20 protein-coding genes and 1 rRNA gene are annotated in these 16,817 nt (G+C 40.5%); 6 read left to right on the plus strand and 15 right to left on the minus strand.

Annotated features, from left to right (window positions below; genetic code table 11):
* Nucleotides 1-489 (minus strand): 16S ribosomal RNA (locus ATS74_RS06690); the annotation flags it as partial.
* Between the two features lie 588 nt (nt 490-1,077).
* Here ATS74_RS06690 and ATS74_RS06695 point away from each other — a divergent pair.
* On the plus strand, nt 1,078-1,614 hold the full coding sequence (locus ATS74_RS06695) for a gamma carbonic anhydrase family protein (protein WP_058548157.1): 537 nt from the start codon (nt 1,078-1,080) through the stop codon (nt 1,612-1,614).
* Here the strand turns inward: ATS74_RS06695 and ATS74_RS06700 are convergent.
* Together ATS74_RS06700 and aroE are read right to left on the minus strand one after the other, a co-directional pair.
* Entirely contained in the window at nt 1,597-1,857 is a 261-nt protein-coding gene (locus ATS74_RS06700; RefSeq protein ID WP_058548158.1) for a DUF1488 domain-containing protein, read from the minus strand. The two genes, ATS74_RS06695 and ATS74_RS06700, sit on opposite strands and share 18 nt — an antisense overlap.
* Nucleotides 1,854-2,678, minus strand: coding sequence for a shikimate dehydrogenase (gene aroE, locus ATS74_RS06705; protein WP_058548159.1), 825 nt, complete (start codon nt 2,676-2,678; stop codon nt 1,854-1,856). The genes ATS74_RS06700 and aroE overlap by 4 nt, the downstream gene beginning before the upstream one ends.
* Nucleotides 2,679-2,732: 54 nt before the next feature.
* On the opposite strand from aroE, the gene ATS74_RS06710 reads away from it, so the two are divergent.
* Nucleotides 2,733-3,170: a group II truncated hemoglobin gene (locus ATS74_RS06710; protein ID WP_058548209.1), complete on the plus strand. Its 438-nt coding sequence runs from the start codon at nt 2,733-2,735 to the stop codon at nt 3,168-3,170.
* Between the two features lie 82 nt (nt 3,171-3,252).
* Here ATS74_RS06710 and hemF read toward each other — a convergent pair whose 3' ends face one another.
* The 6 genes from hemF to ATS74_RS06740 form a co-directional block, all read right to left on the minus strand.
* Nucleotides 3,253-4,203 carry an oxygen-dependent coproporphyrinogen oxidase gene (gene hemF / locus ATS74_RS06715; protein WP_058548160.1) on the minus strand — a complete coding sequence of 317 codons (951 nt, stop codon included), beginning with the start codon at nt 4,201-4,203 and terminating at the stop codon, nt 3,253-3,255.
* A 1-nt stretch (nt 4,204) separates the two neighbouring features.
* Nucleotides 4,205-4,768: an L-threonylcarbamoyladenylate synthase gene (locus ATS74_RS06720; RefSeq protein ID WP_058548161.1), complete on the minus strand. Its 564-nt coding sequence runs from the start codon at nt 4,766-4,768 to the stop codon at nt 4,205-4,207.
* A gap of 25 nt (nt 4,769-4,793) precedes the next feature.
* The gene (locus tag ATS74_RS06725) at nt 4,794-5,369 is read right to left on the minus strand and encodes a DNA topoisomerase family protein (RefSeq protein ID WP_058548162.1); all 576 of its coding nucleotides are present in this window, start codon (nt 5,367-5,369) and stop codon (nt 4,794-4,796) included.
* A gap of 95 nt (nt 5,370-5,464) precedes the next feature.
* On the minus strand, nt 5,465-5,938 hold the full coding sequence (locus tag ATS74_RS06730; RefSeq protein ID WP_058548163.1) for a DUF494 family protein: 474 nt from the start codon (nt 5,936-5,938) through the stop codon (nt 5,465-5,467).
* Nucleotide 5,939: 1 nt separating this feature from the next.
* A complete protein-coding gene (gene dprA / locus ATS74_RS06735) occupies nt 5,940-7,031 on the minus strand; it encodes a DNA-processing protein DprA (protein WP_058548164.1) in 1,092 nt (363 codons plus the stop codon).
* 31 nt (nt 7,032-7,062) lie between these two features.
* Nucleotides 7,063-8,184 carry a LysM peptidoglycan-binding domain-containing protein gene (locus ATS74_RS06740; RefSeq protein WP_058548165.1) on the minus strand — a complete coding sequence of 374 codons (1,122 nt, stop codon included), beginning with the start codon at nt 8,182-8,184 and terminating at the stop codon, nt 7,063-7,065.
* A 119-nt stretch (nt 8,185-8,303) separates the two neighbouring features.
* Here ATS74_RS06740 and def point away from each other — a divergent pair, with 119 nt between their 5' ends.
* The 4 genes from def to trkA all read left to right on the plus strand — a co-directional run bounded on the left by def (nt 8,304) and on the right by trkA (nt 12,556).
* Nucleotides 8,304-8,810 (plus strand): peptide deformylase, encoded by a 507-nt coding sequence (gene def, locus ATS74_RS06745; RefSeq protein WP_058548166.1) that lies wholly within the window; start codon nt 8,304-8,306, stop codon nt 8,808-8,810.
* 21 nt (nt 8,811-8,831) lie between these two features.
* A complete protein-coding gene (gene fmt, locus ATS74_RS06750; protein ID WP_058548167.1) occupies nt 8,832-9,785 on the plus strand; it encodes a methionyl-tRNA formyltransferase in 954 nt (317 codons plus the stop codon).
* Nucleotides 9,778-11,073 carry a 16S rRNA (cytosine(967)-C(5))-methyltransferase RsmB gene (gene rsmB, locus ATS74_RS06755; protein WP_058548168.1) on the plus strand — a complete coding sequence of 432 codons (1,296 nt, stop codon included), beginning with the start codon at nt 9,778-9,780 and terminating at the stop codon, nt 11,071-11,073. The genes fmt and rsmB overlap by 8 nt, the downstream gene beginning before the upstream one ends.
* A gap of 106 nt (nt 11,074-11,179) precedes the next feature.
* On the plus strand, nt 11,180-12,556 hold the full coding sequence (trkA, locus tag ATS74_RS06760; RefSeq protein WP_058548169.1) for a Trk system potassium transporter TrkA: 1,377 nt from the start codon (nt 11,180-11,182) through the stop codon (nt 12,554-12,556).
* A gap of 65 nt (nt 12,557-12,621) precedes the next feature.
* Here trkA and ATS74_RS06765 read toward each other — a convergent pair whose 3' ends face one another.
* The 6 genes from ATS74_RS06765 to ATS74_RS06790 all read right to left on the minus strand — a co-directional run bounded on the left by ATS74_RS06765 (nt 12,622) and on the right by ATS74_RS06790 (nt 16,800).
* Nucleotides 12,622-12,837 carry an EF-hand domain-containing protein gene (locus ATS74_RS06765; protein WP_058548170.1) on the minus strand — a complete coding sequence of 72 codons (216 nt, stop codon included), beginning with the start codon at nt 12,835-12,837 and terminating at the stop codon, nt 12,622-12,624.
* A gap of 76 nt (nt 12,838-12,913) precedes the next feature.
* On the minus strand, nt 12,914-13,126 hold the full coding sequence (locus tag ATS74_RS06770; protein ID WP_058548171.1) for a calmodulin: 213 nt from the start codon (nt 13,124-13,126) through the stop codon (nt 12,914-12,916).
* 142 nt (nt 13,127-13,268) lie between these two features.
* Nucleotides 13,269-13,481, minus strand: coding sequence for an EF-hand domain-containing protein (locus ATS74_RS06775; RefSeq protein ID WP_058548172.1), 213 nt, complete (start codon nt 13,479-13,481; stop codon nt 13,269-13,271).
* 464 nt (nt 13,482-13,945) lie between these two features.
* Complete coding sequence (locus ATS74_RS06780; protein ID WP_058548173.1) at nt 13,946-14,608, minus strand: flagellar brake domain-containing protein; 663 nt, start codon at nt 14,606-14,608, stop codon at nt 13,946-13,948.
* Between the two features lie 29 nt (nt 14,609-14,637).
* On the minus strand, nt 14,638-16,089 hold the full coding sequence (locus tag ATS74_RS06785; protein ID WP_058548174.1) for a TrkH family potassium uptake protein: 1,452 nt from the start codon (nt 16,087-16,089) through the stop codon (nt 14,638-14,640).
* A 96-nt stretch (nt 16,090-16,185) separates the two neighbouring features.
* Entirely contained in the window at nt 16,186-16,800 is a 615-nt protein-coding gene (locus ATS74_RS06790; RefSeq protein WP_058548175.1) for a YigZ family protein, read from the minus strand.
* Nucleotides 16,801-16,817 lie beyond the last annotated feature (17 nt).

Below are 16,817 nucleotides of genomic sequence, written 5' to 3' on the forward strand. Positions count from 1 at the left end.
TCTGTCAGTAACGTCACAGCTAGCAGGTATTAACTACTAACCTTTCCTCCTGACTGAAAGTGCTTTACAACCCGAAGGCCTTCTTCACACACGCGGCATGGCTGCATCAGGCTTGCGCCCATTGTGCAATATTCCCCACTGCTGCCTCCCGTAGGAGTCTGGACCGTGTCTCAGTTCCAGTGTGGCTGATCATCCTCTCAAACCAGCTAGGGATCGTTGCCTTGGTGAGCCATTACCTCACCAACTAGCTAATCCCACTTGGGCCAATCTAAAGGCGAGAGCCGAAGCCCCCTTTGGTCCGTAGACATTATGCGGTATTAGCAGTCGTTTCCAACTGTTGTCCCCCACCTCAAGGCATGTTCCCAAGCATTACTCACCCGTCCGCCGCTCGTCAGCAAAGTAGCAAGCTACTTTCTGTTACCGCTCGACTTGCATGTGTTAGGCCTGCCGCCAGCGTTCAATCTGAGCCATGATCAAACTCTTCAATTAAAAAGTTTTATGTCTTTCGACAGCTCAATGAATTCTGAATTTATTTAATATCTTTCGATATTGAATTGACTGTGCTGAATAACTACCTAAGTAATTATTCTGTTGGTCACTCAGTTTCAATTGAGACTCTAATTTGTTTGCCTCGCTACCGAAGTAGGTTGGCTGTTAGAACTCAATCTGTACGAGTGCCCACACAGATGATTGCTTTATATTGTTAAAGAACGTTTTGAGTCGCTTTAGCGTCTCAAGGGATGCGAATAATACACCCTTTATTTTTCGAGTCAACACTTTGTTTTAAACTTTCTTTTTAGAAGATTCAAAACCGAAGTTTTATTTAACTCTCTGAGCCGCTGCTGCCTTGCTATGCGTCGGCGTTTCCCGTCTCAGTGGGGTCGCATTATAGGGAGAACAGATTTTTACGCAAGTACTTTTTTAAAGAAAAACTAAAAAAACAGTCTGTTCGGTCAGTATCTGAACTAACCCCCCTAAAACTGATACTTTTGTAATCAAAAAGAACCCTGTGTGGTACAAAAATAACCTTGCTGATACACTCAGAGCTAATAACTATTATCTAAAAAGGTACTAACTATGACAATCCGTTCTTATAAAGGTGTAACTCCTTCGTTTAATTCATCTGTATACGTTGATGAGTCATCAGTTTTGGTTGGCGATATTCAACTGGGTGATAATAGTAGCGTTTGGCCTTTAGTTGCTGCTCGTGGCGATGTTAACTATATACGTATTGGCGAGCGCTCTAACATTCAAGATGGCAGTGTATTACATTTATCGCGTGCAACTAAAAGTAATCCAGACGGTTACCCCCTTATAATAGGCGATGATGTAACGGTTGGTCACAAGGTGATGCTGCATGGGTGTGTACTTGGAAACCGTATACTCGTGGGTATGGGTGCTATTATTATGGATAATGTAACTGTAGAAGATGATGTTATTATTGGTGGGGGTTCATTAGTACCACCAAATAAGCGCTTGGAATCAGGCTATCTGTATGTAGGAAGCCCTGTAAAGCAAGCCCGCCCATTGACTGAGCAGGAACTCGCCTTTTTAAAAATATCTGCAGATAACTATGTGCAACTAAAAGATGAATATTTAGTTGAGGCTTACTAAGCCCACCTCTATTTGTCCTGCCGAGTTATAACTTTCTTCTTCTATTAGTTGCTCGGCACATTCTTCGTATTCAAAACGATATTTTTCAAAATAATCTGTAGCATGACTTTCATCAGTTAGTTTAAGTGTTTTGACTGCAATAACACACTCCACCAGCATCCCACTCACTTGAGCAAAAAACACCAACTGGTGATCAGGCTCTCTAAATTCGAGTCTATCTATAAACTGTATAGCTTGGTTCATTTTAATGAGCCTTGTTTAAGCGCTTTAACTACAGGGAGGATTTCGGGCATTTTGTTATGCCATACATAATATGCTTGTGCTGCCTGCCCTACTAACATACCACTGCCATCTAAAAGCTTAGTATTGTTATTATGCTCTTCAACCCAGCTCATAAAAATAGTGTTTGTCTGCGAATAAAACATATCATATGCAACATCACAGCCTTTCAAGTACTTTTTATTGAGTGCGGGTAACTCGTTATTCATACTGCTAGAGGTGGAGTTGACAATTAGTGAGTAATCACTTACTGGTAAGTCATTAAAACCAAAGCCAGAAACAGATCCATATTCAGAAAATAATTGAGCAAGGTCCTGTGCTTTTTGAGCTGTGCGATTAACAATAATGATTTCTGCGGGTTTTTGTTCAAGCAAAGGTAATATAACTCCCCTTGCAGCACCGCCCGCACCAATTATTAAAATACGCTTATCAGCAATCACTACTTCATTTGCAAGTAGATCATTTACAAAGCCGACACCGTCGGTGTTATCTCCTAATAATGTACCATCATCTCTTTTTTTGAGTGTATTAACCGCGCCCACTATTTTTGCAAGAGGAGTTAGTTCATCAGCCATAGCAAAAGCTTGCTCTTTAAATGGCATTGTTACATTGGCACCTTTACCACCTTGCTCAAAAAAAGACGATACTGTTTTTTCAAAGTTATCTATAGGTGCTAATATTGCGCGGTAGTCGATTTGCTCACCCAGTGAGATAGCAAATTGTTTATGTATCGCGGGGGATTTTGAGTGTTTGATTGGATTTCCAAAAACCGCATATTTGTCCATTTTAAAGCAACCTCTTTGCAGCTATAACACTGCCTATTAACGATGATAAGTAATATGATTAAACGACTTTTTTCTAAATCTAAGCCAACTCCTGAGCAACAAGCCCCTACTCCTGAAAAAACACCGTACGAAATAATTGGTGGAGAAACCGGTGCCCGTGCTATTGCTAATAGATTCTACGACATAATGGAGTCAGATGAATACGCTAAACCATTATATGATATGCATCCTCTGCCATTAGATCGAATTCGCCAAGTATTTTTTGAATTTTTATCTGGTTGGTTAGGCGGACCTAGCCTATTTACTGAAAAACATGGCCAACCTATGCTGCGTAAACGCCATATGCCTTTTTCAATAAATAAAGACCTACGTGATCAATGGATGTATTGCATGAATAAAACCCTCGATATAGAAGTGGATAACCCACTACTGCGTGAAGGCTTGAAGCAATCGTTTGGTCAACTTGCCACACATATGATTAATGAGCCCTAAATAGCAAAAAGGCGCTGTTAGGCGCCTATTTAGTAAGTGGATTTGTCTTATCCTAAAATGTATTTAAACATTTAGCGCTTATTTACAACTGCCACTCCCGGGCTATCAAATCATTTGGTTGAGTTGTTAGCCAGTCTTGAGGGCGTAAATAGTATTGATATAAGTCAGCCTCAGCACTCTCTGCAGTTGGTTTATAATTGTATTCCCAGCGCGCCAATGGTGGCATAGACATTAATATAGACTCAGTACGCCCACCACTTTGCAACCCAAACAACGTGCCTCTGTCCCACACTAGATTAAATTCAACGTAGCGACCGCGACGATAAAGCTGAAAATCACGTTGTTGCTGTGTAAATTCATCATTTTTGCGACGTTCGATAATAGGTAAGTAAGCATCTAAAAAGCCATTGCCCACAGATTGCATAAATGCAAAGCTCTGCTCAAACCCTAGCTCGTTCAAATCATCAAAAAATAGCCCACCCACACCACGTGTTTCGTCGCGGTGTTTTAAGTAAAAATATTCATCGCACCAGGTTTTGTATTTTGGATAAACGTCGCTGCCAAACGGTGCGCAAATATCGTGTGCTACTTGATGCCAATGCTGTACGTCTTCAAATACAGGGTAAAAAGGGGTTAAATCAAATCCACCACCAAACCACCAAATAGGCTCTTCACCTTCTTTTTCAGCAATAAAAAAGCGTACATTGGCGTGACTTGTAGGTACATGTGGGTTTTTAGGATGAATAACTAACGATACACCACAAGCATGAAAGCTACGCCCAGCAAGCTCTGGCCTATGCGCAGTAGCAGAGCCTGGCATGGATGCGCCAAATACATGAGAGTAATTAACGCCGCCCTGTTCAATTACGTTACCGTTAGTGGTTACTCGGGTACGACCACCGCCACCTTCGGCGCGCTGCCAACTGTCTTCTACAAACTTTGCACTGCCATCAGCCCTTTCTAAGCCTTGGCAAATAGTGTCTTGCAAAGCCATAAAGTAGGCTTTTACTTGTTCTAATAATTCGCTTTGCATATTAACCTCTAAACACTTTGCCGGTCATGGCATCTTTAATTGTACTTGGTTGCGTGTTACCGCCTAACGGCTCGTCAACATAAAAGCCTACTTGCTCTGCAAATTGCAGCTGGGCTTGTGCAATGCTTGTTACGGTTTCTTGACCCGTTAAGTTTGCACTTGTTGAAACGAGTGGCTTACCAAACTCTTGGCATAAACGTTTTACTGTTGGGTGGTTGCTAACGCGCACAGCAATGGTATCAAATTGGCCAGTTAGCCATTTAGGTGTGCTTTTAGCTGCTGGCATAACCCAAGTAATAGGTGCAGGCCAACTAGAGAATATATCAGCGCGCTTATCCATTGGTAATTTAGCATCGTCAACATACTTTAATAACTGACCGTAATTATCAGCGATTAAAATAAGACCTTTTTCTACTGGTCGCTGTTTAATAGCCAATAACTGCTCTACAGCTTGTTGGTTATCTGGATCGCAACCTAAGCCAAAAACAGCTTCGGTTGGATATAAAATAACGCCACCTTGTTCTAAACACGAAACAGCCGTAGGCGTATTAGAGGGGTTTGACAAAGTACTCTCCAAAATTTATTAAACGTTATTTAGTTGGGGCAAGCTTGTGCATGCAACTTTTTTGCGGGCATTGTAGCACAGTGCCATTGGACATTTTTTTCTCGATTACGAGTGGCCAATCACATTCTGGGCATGGTATTGCTATAGGTTTATTATTTAATGTGTACTTACAACTAGGGTAGCTATCGCAGGAGTAAAACGTTTTTCCAAACTTATTACTTCGCGCAACTAAGTGCCCCTTTTTGCATTTAGGGCAAGGAGGTAACGCCTCTTCGTTTTGCTTTTCATCATCTTCGTTAGCAATGTAATGGCACTCGGGATACCCCGTACAACCAATAAACATACCATAACGGCCATTCTTAACCACCAGCGGTTTAGTGCATTGTGGGCAAGCCGAATCTTCAAGTATTTTAATTTCATTGCTGTCGTGATGAGCAAGAGGGCGAATAAAATCGCATTTAGGATAGCTAGCACAGCCTAAAAATGGACCCGACTTACTATTACGTATAACCAGTTCAGAACCGCACTGTGGGCATATTTCGTATTCTTTTTCTAAGGCGTGCTTATCCGCTGAGAAAAGCGAATGGTCGATTTTACTCATGCTGATCCTAAAGGTTAATGAATTTTCGCCTAATATACCCAAACCACTTAAAGATACAAGCTGTGCATATGCCTTTAAGTAGTTTGAGCGAGCTTTTAATGTAAAAGCTCGCTGGGTTCGTCAAAAATTAAATCTTCCATTTGTCCATATGCTTCTTCAGAGCCTGGTACATTAAAGAGCACCATGAGCACTACCCACTTTAAATCGTCTAATCCTATATATGGTTTATCTAGTGCTGATAGGCGGTCCATAACCATTTCTCGGGTTACACTATTAATAACGCCTATTTGCTCAACAAACATTAAAAAACCACGGCATTCAACATTAAGCATTTGGCATTCACTGTCGGTAAACACCCTTATGGCATGTTGAGGCTTAGTAATTAAGTAAGGCGACTCGTCGCTGCACTGTAAATCTGCAAGTTGCTCTAACCAATCTAACGCTTTAAATATTTCAGGTTTATTGAAACCAGCACGAAGTAATTCATCCGTTAGCTGATTTTGCTCAACATAAATATCGGCCTCGTTATGGATGTAGTTTTCAAAAAGATACATAAGAATATCAAACATATTACCCCCGGGTACTTAACTTTATGTAACCATCTAACACTCGCTCAATCTGATCGTCTAACTCTAAATCAAGCAACCTAGCCAATACTTTATCTATAGGCCACTGAGCGCGGCGTACAATATCGTCAACACTGGTTACCTCAAAACCAATACTATTTAATACCTCACAGTCTGACTCTTCGTTAACAGGTTCGTCTTTATTATATAGACCGCTTTGATAAGAAAAGCTCACTTCATCTAATATATCAGTTACGTTTTCAACTAGTTTTGCACCCTGCTTTATTAAAAAGTGACTTGCTTGCGCAAGCGGGTTTTTAATAGAACCCGGTACTGCAAACACCTCTTTATTTTGCTCAAGTGCATAACGTACAGTAATTAACGAGCCACTTTTAATTTCAGCCTCTACTATTAAAACCCCTAACGATAGCCCTGAAATAATACGGTTACGGCGAGGAAAGTTATGCGCATTAGCAGCCGTACCAGGTAAAAACTCACTGATCAGCAAACCATGCTCTAACACTTGGTCTGTTAATAATTTATGGCGCTTTGGGTAGTAAATATCAACCCCAGTACCTAACACTGCAATTGTTTTTCCACTTCCGGCTAAGGCTCCCTTATGTGCTGCACCATCTATTCCTCGCGCCATACCAGAGGTTACCGTTATACCCGCAAGAGTAAGTTGATATGCAAATTCTGACGCTATTTCAAGCCCTGTCGGTGTGGCATTTCGACTACCGACAATCGCTATTTGCGGACTGGAAAGTAATGATGTGTCGCCTTTACAAAACAAAAGTAATGGAGCACTGGCTATTTGCTTTAAATCGGTGGGGTAAAGCGCATCAAAAAAGCATATAACAGTTATATTGTTTTGCATTATTTGTTGCTGGTAATAATCAACTTGCTGCCAATTAGTACCAAGTAAATTACTGGCCTGATTTGCCGTTAAGCCAAGTTGCTGAAGCTCATTACTCGACAAATCAAATAACGAGGCAAGGGAATGTGTTTGAGATAGTGCCAAAAGGGTTTTAATGCCCAACCCTTTACACATATAAAAGGCAAGCCAGTGGGCTAGCTTGCCAGATGATTGATCCATGCTCTCTCCTAGAGCACCGACTCGCTACTTCTTAATGAATAACTGCAATATCTCCAATGCGAATTGGGTGCTGATTTTTAGTTATTAATGCATAACTTACTTTGTCATACACTTTGAAAACAATAAGCTCTCCAACTTTTTCTTTAGGCATTGTCCACGTAGTATTTTCTTCATCAGACTCATCACCAAATAACTGACTAGCGTCAGATAGTAATTTTTCGAATTTACTCGAATCCTCAGGATAACGAGGCCCACGAGGGCCATCAATAACTGTCGGAGACTGACGTTCTAAATCAAGCACATGCCCTGGCTCTATTAGTTGGTCGCGACCTAAGTTTAGCACTACAACATCCATTGTGCTGAATTCTCTTACTTGGCGCGGAGATGCAATAACATGACCCGATACCGCATTGTCTGGGCGGTGAATATTAAAGTATGCAGGAAGTAATTGCCCTTGCATTGCTGGCATTAAAAAATCACCTTGCTGAATTTCACGTTTAACAGACTCAACACGTAATGATGAAGGTACTCCATTTTGCTCATCGCCCGTTCTAAATGCACGCGCCATACCCACATAAGAGGCACGCGTTGCGAGTACTTCACCGGTTTCTAAGTCGGTATAAGGTTCGCCTTCATGATAAATGGCATACGCTTTGTGTACTTTTAAGTCACCTTTAACATACAAAATATGGCCTAAGGTTTGTGTTTTAGTATTTTCGTTTGCACCTAAAACATAAGGCATATCTTTTATATCGTCACTATCAATTGCCTGCTCGTAACTGATGTAAGGTTTGATCATTTCAAGTGGTAAAGTAGTTATTGCATTAGTGCCTTTTGGTGTAATGCGCCCTTGAGGAGATAGTTTTCTATACGCTTTATTAATCACCAAACGTGGATTTCCATCAGCGTCATATATTAAAGCGAGCGCATCACCTGGGTAAATAAGGTGAGGGTTATCAATTTGTGGATTCATTTGCCAAAGTTCAGGCCACAGCCATGGCTCATCTAAATAAATGCCTGAAATATCCCAAAGTGTATCGCCTTTTTTTACAACATACTGTTTTGGTGCATCTTTTTTTATTTTAAGTACATCAGCAACTGCCGGAAAAGCAGCACTTAACGCAAGCATGATTGCAAGTAATGGAGATTTCATTGAGCTTCCTTGTATTGTTTTTTCATTATTATTGTCCAAAACCTGTTAAAGGGGAACGCTAATGGCTAAAATAAGAGCATACAATACCCTAAATTAAGCACAAGTGTAAAAAGGTAACTATGGCTAGGTTAGAAGTTTTAAGATTCCCAGATGAGCGTTTACGTACAGTAGCAAAAGACGTTGAACAAGTTGACGACGCAGTACGCCAAATTGTTAAAGACATGCTAGAAACTATGTATGATGAAAATGGTATTGGCTTAGCAGCCTCGCAAGTAGATATTCATCAACGCATCGTGGTAATTGATGTATCTGAAGAGCGCGATGAGCCTTTAGTACTTATTAACCCACAAATTATCAAAAAAGACGGCTCTACCGTAAGCGAAGAAGGCTGTTTATCAGTACCTAACTCGTACGCAAAAGTAGACCGTGCAGAAACAGTAACTGTTGCAGCGCTTAACGAAAACGGTGAAGAGTTTGTATTAGATGCAGACGAATTACTGGCTATCTGTATTCAACACGAGCTTGATCACTTACAAGGTAAGCTATTTATTGATTACTTATCACCACTAAAACGCCAACGTATTCGTAAAAAGCTTGAAAAAGAAGCTAAATTTGCAGCACAGTAATAAGCACCTTAGGAAAACTCAGTGACCCAACCATTACGCATTATATTTGCCGGTACGCCGGATTTTGCCGCACGTCATTTACAAGCGCTTATACAAAGCGAGCACCAAATAGTAGGTGTATACAGCCAACCTGACCGCCCTGCTGGTAGAGGTAAAAAATTAAAAGCCAGTGAAGTTAAAGCGCTAGCGCTTGAGCATAACTTACCGGTTTTTCAGCCACAGTCGTTAAAAAATGATGACGCATTAGTAGATCTTAAAAACTTAAATGCCGACATTATGATTGTAGTGGCTTACGGGCTAATTTTACCAAAAGCAATATTAGAAGCTCCACGTTTAGGTTGTCTAAATGTGCATGGTTCTATATTACCGCGCTGGCGTGGTGCAGCACCTATTCAACGTGCAATTTGGGCGGGTGATGAGCAAACCGGTGTAACTATTATGCAAATGGATGAAGGGCTGGATACCGGCGACATGCTTCATATTAGTCGCTGTGCAATTAATGCTGATGAAACCAGTGCCAGTTTATACACTAAACTGGCCGAGCTTGGCCCTGATGCGCTTATAGAAACCGTTAATAAATTAGCAAAAGGCGAGCTTAAAGCTGAACCTCAAAACGATGAGCTGGCTAACTACGCTAAAAAGCTATCTAAAGACGAAGCAAATATCGATTGGTCTATGGATGCAGCTCAAATAGAGCGAAATATTCGCTCTTTCAACCCTTGGCCTGTGTGCTTTACACAAATGGCTGAGCAAACGGTAAAAATTTATCAAGCGCAAGTAGTTGATCAAACAGGTAGTGCAGGCCAAGTTTTATCAAGCGATAAAACGGGTGTGGTTGTAGCGTGTGGCAAACATGCTATTTGCATTACGCAATTACAGCCGCAAGGCAAAAAGCCAATGGCAATTAGTGACTTTTTAAATGGTCGTAGTGATTGGGTAACCCCGGGTACAGTATTAGGCGAAAATAATGAGTAATGTTCCAAATGTACGCGCGCTTGCCGCAGAAACTTTATATAACGTCGTTGATAAAGGCGCATCGCTTAATCAAGAGCTTCCTTTTGCGAGCCAAGGCTTACCCCCAAAAGACAAAGCTTTACTGCAGCAAATTTGTTATGGCGTATTACGATACTTACCAAGCCTTGAAAACTATTGCCAACACTTAGTAGAGCAGCCGTTAAAAGGTAAGCGTAGAATATTTCAGTTTTTGTTATATGTAGGCATATACCAGCTACAGCACATGCGCGTGCCACCGCATGCCGCAATATCAGAAACCGTGAATGCACTCGCTCAAATGCGCGCACTGGGTTTAAAAGGCCTAATAAATGCTATTTTACGTAGCTTTCAACGCCAACAGAGCGAGCTTGAAGAAAAAGCGAAGCAAATACCGGTGTGTTTATACAACCATCCAAATTGGTTTATTAAACAAGTGCAAGCTGCATACCCAAATAGCTGGGAAGCATTGCTTGAAGAAAATCAGCAACAAGCCCCTATGTGGCTGCGTGTAAATCAAGCTCAATACAGCACGCAAGAATACAGCGAAATGTTAACGGCTAACGATATTGAACATACATTAAACCCAGAGTTTGTTGACGGTATTAAGCTAGCTAAGCCGCGTGATGTATTCTCGCTGCCAGAATTTGATGTAGGTGCATGTTCGGTGCAAGATGCAGCAGCACAACTTGCAGCACGCTTTTTAGAACCTAAAGCTGATGAATACATTTTAGATGCCTGTGCAGCGCCTGGTGGAAAAACATGTCACATATTAGAGCTTGCTGATGCTGAAGTATTAGCCCTAGATAGCGACTCAACTCGCCTTGAGCGTGTTAAGCAAAACCTTACGCGTATTGGCTTAGGTGCCGATTTACAATGTGGTGACGCTTCACAGCCTCATACTTGGTGGGATGAGCAACAGTTTGATCGTATATTATTAGATGTGCCATGTTCTGCAACTGGTGTTATACGCCGTCACCCAGATATAAAATGGTTACGCCGCGCATCAGACATCGAAGATCTAGCTAAACTGCAAAGTGATATAATCGATAGCATTTGGCCACTACTAAAACCAGGTGGCACACTGGTATACGCTACGTGTTCGGTACTCCCACAAGAAAACCAGCAACAAGTTGCTAAGTTTTTAGCTAATAATGACGATGTAGTACATATTCCATTGCACGAGAGCGACACTGTTACTAATCCGGGTTTGCAATTACTACCGGGCGAAAGTGATGGATTTTATTACGCTAAGCTAGTTAAAAAAGCCTAATAACCGTACACTAAATAGTTAGCCATTTATGAGATATTAAATGGCTATTTTTTTAATTAAACGGTAATTAACCTCTTTTTAGGTTGATTACTAATACGGGTAAATAATGAAAATAATCATACTCGGAGCTGGGCAAGTTGGCGCTACGCTTGCTGAAAACTTAGTTGGCGAACAAAACGAAATTACGGTTGTAGACATAGACGGCAACCGTTTGCGTGAGCTTCAAGATAAGTACGACCTACAAGGGGTTATGGGCCACAGCGCGCACCCTGATGTATTACGCCGTGCTGGCGCTGAAGATGCCGATATGATTATAGCGGTAACCAGTTCAGATGAAGTGAACATGGTTGCTTGCCAAGTAGCGTACAGTATTTTTAATACCCCCACTAAAATTGCTCGAATACGTTCAGAGCAATATTTAAAATACCGCGAAAAACTTTTCCAAAATGACGATTTACCAATCGACCATTATATTGCCCCAGAAGCACTCGTTACCAAATATATTCGCCGCTTAATAGACTACCCTGGTGCATTACAAGTATTACAATTTGCCGATGGTATGCTCTCTTTAGTGGCTGTTAAAGCTTATTACGGTGGCTTATTAGTGGGTTATGCGCTTTCTGCTTTAAAAGAGCACATTCCTAATGTAGAAACTCGCGTTGCGGCTATTTACCGCCAAGGTAAAGCCATTAAACCTTTGGGTACTACAGTAATTGAAGCCGACGATGAAGTCTTTTTTATAGCCGCAACCAAACATATTCGCGCGGTTATGAACGAGCTACAAAAGCTAGAACGCTCTTACAAAAAAATTATGATTGCTGGTGGCGGTAACATTGGTGCCGGCCTTGCCCGCTCGCTTGAAAAAAACCACAGTGTTAAATTAATTGAGCGCAGTAAAGAGCGCGCTGAGCAACTATCTGAAATGCTCGACAACACAGTGGTATTTTGTGGTGATGCATCAGATCAGGAACTGCTATCTGAAGAGCATATAGAGCAAGTTGACGTATTTATTGCCGTAACTAACGATGATGAAGCAAATATCATGTCGGCTATGCTTGCAAAACGAATGGGGGCACAAAAAACCATGGTACTTATTCAACGTGGTGCATACGTTGATTTAGTACAAGGTGGGGAAATAGATATAGCCATATCGCCGCAACAGGCTACTATATCGGCATTGCTTACTCATGTACGCCGTGGTGATATTGTTAATGTTTACTCATTACGTAAAGGTGCAGCAGAAGCAATTGAAGCCGTCGCTCATGGCGACGAAAACACTTCAAAAGTTGTTGGCCGTGCCATTGCCGATATTAAACTTCCTGCTGGTACTACTATTGGCGCAATAGTACGTAACGACGATGTACTTATAGCCCACGACGATACAATTATCATGTCGGGCGACCATGTAATAATGTTTTTAATCGACAAAAAACACATTACCGTTGTAGAAAAGCTATTCCAAGTAAGTGCTATATTCTTATAATCACTTAGCATAAACGCAAAAAAGCCGCTGACTAAGGCGGCTTTAGTGGAGTATGAAGCGTTTGCTTACTGTACTTTTGCAAACTCTTCTTTTGAAAGCTCGCCGTTTCCATCTGCATCTAAATCATCAAAAATCTTTACTAATTGTGCATTTACTTGCGCTTCTTGCTTAGTGATTGCACCATCACCATCGGCATCAAATGAGGCAAAGTCTACTGCTGCGTAAGCTGCTGATGAAGATGCTAAAACTAAAACTGCAAGTGTTGTATTTAATGTTTTCATAATAATATTCCTAGTAAGATGGGAAGTCCTTTTCAAAGATCCCTAACTGTGAAAATGCTTAACCTTTATAGGTTAATTAGTAATTTGAGAACTCTTCTTTAGAAAGCTCACCACTACCGTCTGTATCCAGCTCAATAAATTCAGCCATTAAATCTGTATCTACTGCCGCTTCGCTTGGGCTGATAGTGCCACTGCCGTCGATATCTAAACTATCGAAATCTGATGCTGCAAATGCAGCTGAAGAAGATGCGATAGCAATAAGAGCAAGTGCTTTATTTAGATGTTTCATAGCGTATTCCTTCATATTCAATGTTTTATCAAAAAATTGGTTTGCTAAAATTAAAGTCAAATTCACTTCCTTGTTATCCTCTTTCGTAAGCTCCCTTGCCTGCTTAGGTTGTCTTTGGCAACTCAGGATAAATCACTTTAAATTAAGCTTTTGAAAACTCTTCTTTTGATAACTCACCATTTTGGTCAGTATCGAGCTCTGAAAACATGCTCATTAGCTTTGCATCTACCGATGCTTCTGCTTGGCTAATTGCGCCATTACCATCTACATCTAACGTATCGAAATCTGATGCTGCAAAAGCTGCTGATGAAGATGCAATAGCGATTAGTGCTAAAGTTTTATTAATGCTTTTCATAATATGTATCCTTCAAATTTATGTGTGTGCGATTAAGTCTTTCACTGTAAATCACGTTTTCGTTCAGTACACTTAGACTATTACAACTTAAATGCCAACATTTAAAAGTTTATATATATCAATACATTAAGATAACACCTTCGTTTTTTGAAGATTTTAGCTGTGATTTTTGTTGCTATTTAGCAACGCGATTTATAATGAAGAAATTAAATTAAACAAAAACAGATAGTTACAATTAAGTAAAAAGCTACAGTTTTGAGTATTTAATAGAAATGAGGGGTTTTACCTAGAAAATTTAAGTAAACTATAAGCTAAGCAGGTTTGCAGTGAAAATAATAATTCTATTTTCAACTAACTCAACAAACTGTTATTTAAGGAAATTATATTTATTTTTAAATTAAATGAAGAAGTATTTTTAAATTTTTACACAAAATACCTTTTTGTTGCAAAAAGGCGAAACGTTACTACTCTACAGCCATATCAAGTACTGATGGGTCGATAAAATGTTCTTTCATAAATGCTTTCATTTCATCTTCACTGGCTAATAACCTAATTCCGCAATTAACACCCGATGAGTGCTCTTTCACACTGCAAATCTCACCCTGAAAATCCTTACTATTGGTATCTAGTATTACAGTGCATTGCATGTTTTTTAAGTCTTCGTCTTGTTGATCGCCCCTAACATCAAACATAACACCAGTGAGTGAAATATCTTTGATGATGCCTTCAAGTACTCTGTCATCGCTCACTTTTAATTTAGCCGGTAATAAGGTAGGTATGCGTGCTTGAGAGCGCAGAGCAAAAAGCTGTACTTGCTTAGGGTAGTTAATAAAAATCAACCTAGCAGGATGAGAAGCCACCGACATTATTTGTTGTCGAAATGCAATAATCTGCCCGCCACTGCCCTCTATTAATGCTCTTACTATAACCATTACACCATCGCGTAAATAATCACTACTCGCAGGCAAGCGCTTTGAACTAGGGTAATTTAAAATAATAAATTTATTTTCGAGCAAGCCTACAAACTCGGTTTTAATGCGCTTACTGTCGGTGGGAGTGAGTATTTCTAAGTCAACCAAGCCACTCGTAGTGAGTTGGTGTAATTTATTTAGATTTGACGCTGGCATACTCTACCCCTGAGTTAGTTTAATAGCGTTTAGCCGCGCCAAAAAGTAGGCGTAAATAATACTAATAACGTGAATATTTCTAACCGGCCAAATACCATAGCAATAGTTAGCAACCATTTTGCGCCATCGGTAATTGCACCATAGTGCGAGGCAACATCACCTAAACCTGGGCCTAAGTTATTTAAACATGCAGCAGTGGCAGAAAACGCCGTTATGTTATCCATACCAGTCCCCATAAGCGCCAGCATAATAATAATAAACACCAGTGCATATGCCGAGAAAAAGCCCCACACGGCCTCTACAACCTTATCTGGCAATGCTTTACGGCCGAGTTTAATAGAGTATATAGCGCGTGGGTGTACAAGCCTATTAAGTTCACGTACGCCCTGTAAGTAAAGTAAAAACACTCTTACTACTTTCATACCGCCACCGGTAGAGCCTGCACAGCCACCAATAAAGCTCGAAAATATAAGTAAAATAGGTAAAAACAGCGGCCAAGTAGAAAAGTTATCGGTAGCAAAGCCTGCTGTTGTACTCATAGATACCGCTTGAAACAAAGCTTGATCGAGGGTCTCGTCGCCATTGGCAAATATTTCGTTGGATGAAAGCACAGTAAAACAAATAACCACCAGCGCTAATTGAATACATAAAAACACCTTAAACTCAGGATCACGTATATATACTTGAATGTTTCTGCTCGCCACTGCGGCGTAATGCAAAGAGAAGTTGACGGCGGCAATAATTAAAAAGAACACGCAAATAAAGTTAATCATTGGGCTGTCAAAATGACCCATAGACGCATCGTAAGTAGAAAAACCACCTATCGCGACTGTAGAAAACGCATGGCATATAGCATCAAACCACTCCATTCCTGCAGCCCAATAAGCCAGCATACACGTAATAGTTAACGACACATAAATATACCAAAGGTGCTTGGCAGTATCGGCTATGCGAGGGGTCATTTTAGAGTCTTTAACAGGACCAGGTATTTCAGCTCTGTATAACTGCATGCCACCCACACCAAGCATGGGCAGTATAGCGACAGCAAGTACGATTATACCCATACCGCCAAACCACTGGAGTTGCTGGCGATAGAATAATACTGATTTTGGCAAGTATTCAATACCCGTTAGTACAGTAGCACCGGTGGTTGTAAGGCCTGAAAATGCCTCAAATACGGCATCAGCCAAAGATAAGTTTGGCTCTTGTAAAAATATAAGCGGCAAGGACGCAAATGCCCCAAGTACCAACCAAAACAAAACAACAATTAAAAAGCCTTCGCGTGCTTTTAAATCGCCGTTTTCATGGCGGTTTGGGTAATAAGCCATCATGCCAATAACAACGCTGAATATAAATGCTAAAACAAACGGAACACCACCACCGTCTTTATAAATTAAAGACACCAGTGCCGGTGGCACCATGGTAATACTAAACAGCGCAACAAGTTGGCCAAGAATTTTTATGATGGTACGAAATTGCATTTAGCTTATCGCTTTTATTATTAGTAAACTGAGATTGAGTAACTTCAATCAGATCAAATTAAACAGGTATGCATTAAATGCAATTTGTGTAGGTTATTACTCTTTAATAGTTAACTCAACTGCGCCGTGGCTTAAATCAAAAATATCTTTTATTGCTTGCTGGGCTTGTCGGCTATCTATTGTGATCACCCATTCAATATTAGCAGTAAATTGCTTATCAATATTAAGTACCTGATAACTGGTTTTTAATAACTGCTCTATTGCACCTTGCATGTTGTATTCACTTTGGCCAATAATTTCTACGCTAGGTACTTTAGTGACTGTTTTAAGTTGAGTAAGCGCATTATTAAGCGAGCCGCCATAAGCACGCACTAAACCACCCGTGCCTAACTTAATACCCCCAAAATAACGTGTAACCACTGCGGTAATTTCACCAAGCCCCGATCCCACCAGCACATTTAACATAGGTTTGCCTGCTGTGCCATTTGGCTCTCCATCATCTGAAAAACCATAAACATGGCTGCCACCAGGATTACCTGCTACATGCGCCCAACAATTATGGCGAGCATCTGAGTACTTTTCTTCAATGCTTTTAATAAACGCTTTAGCTGCATTTAAATCAGGTGTATGAGCTATATGAACAATAAAAGTGCTTTTTTTAATTTCTTCTTGGTGAAACACATCTTCGGCAGGGTATTTATATTCAGACATAATTAAAGCTCAATTAA

The sequence above is a fragment of the Pseudoalteromonas sp. H103 genome, assembly GCF_001469205.1.
Classification (GTDB): domain Bacteria; phylum Pseudomonadota; class Gammaproteobacteria; order Enterobacterales; family Alteromonadaceae; genus Pseudoalteromonas; species Pseudoalteromonas carrageenovora.

Coding starts and splice junctions, on each gene's coding strand:
- ATS74_RS06695 (WP_058548157.1), top strand. CDS start 1,078: ATGACAATCCGTTCTTATAAAGGTGTAACTCCTTCGTTTAATTCATCT.
- ATS74_RS06700 (WP_058548158.1), bottom strand. CDS start 1,857: ATGAACCAAGCTATACAGTTTATAGATAGACTCGAATTTAGAGAGCCT.
- aroE (WP_058548159.1), bottom strand. CDS start 2,678: ATGGACAAATATGCGGTTTTTGGAAATCCAATCAAACACTCAAAATCC.
- ATS74_RS06710 (WP_058548209.1), top strand. CDS start 2,733: ATGATTAAACGACTTTTTTCTAAATCTAAGCCAACTCCTGAGCAACAA.
- hemF (WP_058548160.1), bottom strand. CDS start 4,203: ATGCAAAGCGAATTATTAGAACAAGTAAAAGCCTACTTTATGGCTTTG.
- ATS74_RS06725 (WP_058548162.1), bottom strand. CDS start 5,369: ATGAGTAAAATCGACCATTCGCTTTTCTCAGCGGATAAGCACGCCTTA.
- ATS74_RS06730 (WP_058548163.1), bottom strand. CDS start 5,938: ATGTTTGATATTCTTATGTATCTTTTTGAAAACTACATCCATAACGAG.
- dprA (WP_058548164.1), bottom strand. CDS start 7,031: ATGGATCAATCATCTGGCAAGCTAGCCCACTGGCTTGCCTTTTATATG.
- ATS74_RS06740 (WP_058548165.1), bottom strand. CDS start 8,184: ATGAAATCTCCATTACTTGCAATCATGCTTGCGTTAAGTGCTGCTTTT.
- def (WP_058548166.1), top strand. CDS start 8,304: ATGGCTAGGTTAGAAGTTTTAAGATTCCCAGATGAGCGTTTACGTACA.
- rsmB (WP_058548168.1), top strand. CDS start 9,778: ATGAGTAATGTTCCAAATGTACGCGCGCTTGCCGCAGAAACTTTATAT.
- trkA (WP_058548169.1), top strand. CDS start 11,180: ATGAAAATAATCATACTCGGAGCTGGGCAAGTTGGCGCTACGCTTGCT.
- ATS74_RS06765 (WP_058548170.1), bottom strand. CDS start 12,837: ATGAAAACATTAAATACAACACTTGCAGTTTTAGTTTTAGCATCTTCA.
- ATS74_RS06770 (WP_058548171.1), bottom strand. CDS start 13,126: ATGAAACATCTAAATAAAGCACTTGCTCTTATTGCTATCGCATCTTCT.
- ATS74_RS06775 (WP_058548172.1), bottom strand. CDS start 13,481: ATGAAAAGCATTAATAAAACTTTAGCACTAATCGCTATTGCATCTTCA.
- ATS74_RS06780 (WP_058548173.1), bottom strand. CDS start 14,608: ATGCCAGCGTCAAATCTAAATAAATTACACCAACTCACTACGAGTGGC.
- ATS74_RS06785 (WP_058548174.1), bottom strand. CDS start 16,089: ATGCAATTTCGTACCATCATAAAAATTCTTGGCCAACTTGTTGCGCTG.
- ATS74_RS06790 (WP_058548175.1), bottom strand. CDS start 16,800: ATGTCTGAATATAAATACCCTGCCGAAGATGTGTTTCACCAAGAAGAA.